Source organism: Myxococcus sp. AM011, from assembly GCF_013372595.1.
GTDB lineage: Bacteria > Myxococcota > Myxococcia > Myxococcales > Myxococcaceae > Myxococcus > Myxococcus eversor.
Genome location: NZ_JABXEM010000581.1, coordinates 1 through 909, shown reverse-complemented (window position 1 = coordinate 909; position 909 = coordinate 1). Strand labels below are relative to the sequence as shown.

The following is a 909-nucleotide window of genomic DNA, read 5'->3' as shown; positions in this document are numbered from 1 at the left end:
CGCCCAAGCCCCCCGTCGAGGACGTCGGCTGGCCCCTCGACATGAACAAGCCCCTCAACCGGGAGAGCGTCGACAAGGCCCTCTCCTTCCACGACGTCTGACGTCCCCATCCGCCACCAGGAAGCCTCAACGCCCAAGGAATCCCCATGAGTCGTATCGACAACAGCACCCTCTTGGCCAAGGCGGACCTGGCCCTCGCCGACCTCACGGCCGGCGGCGGCGTCCTCCAGCCCGCGCAGGCGCAGAAGTTCTTGCGCCTGCTCATCAAGCAATCCGTCCTGCTGCAGCAGTGCACCGTCGTGCCCATGGCGGCCCCCAAGCAGCAGTTCTCCAAGCTGAAGTTCGGCAGCCGCATCCTCCGCCCGGGCCAGGAGGCCACCGCCGTCCCCGCCGCCCAGCGCGTGAAGCCCGACCTCTCCCAGGTGGAGCTGGACGCCAAACTCTTCAAGGGCGAGGTGCGCCTCTCCGACGAAGTGCTCGAAGACAGCATCGAGCGCGGCGAGCTGCGGCAGACGCTCATGGAGATGCTCGCGGACGCCATCTCCAGGGACATGGAGGAGATCCTCGTCAACGGGGACACGGCCTCGGCGGACCCCTTCCTCGCCACGATGGATGGCGTGCTGAAGCAGGCCACCAGCAACGTCGTCGACGCGGCCGGCGCGCCCATCAGTAAAGACGTCCTGGGAGACTTGCTCAAGTCGCTGCCCTCGGAGCACCTGCGCGACAAGGGCAGCATGGGGTTCCTCTTACCAGCGTCGACGCGGACCTGGACTACCGCAGCACGCTCGCGGAGCGGGCCACGGCGGTCGGCGACAAGTTCCTCGAGGGCGATGCGCCGGTCCTCTACTCGGGCGTCCCGGTGCGGCCCATCCCCCTCTGGCCGGAGAACCTCGGTGCGACGAATGACCG

At 68.1% G+C, this 909-nt stretch carries 1 protein-coding gene; it reads left to right on the top strand.

The genetic code is table 11. The features are described from left to right. Nucleotides 1–146: 146 nt before the first annotated feature. Nucleotides 147–909 (top strand): phage major capsid protein (locus HUW62_RS47430; protein ID WP_176438213.1); only part of this gene is annotated, 763 nt, incomplete at its 3' end.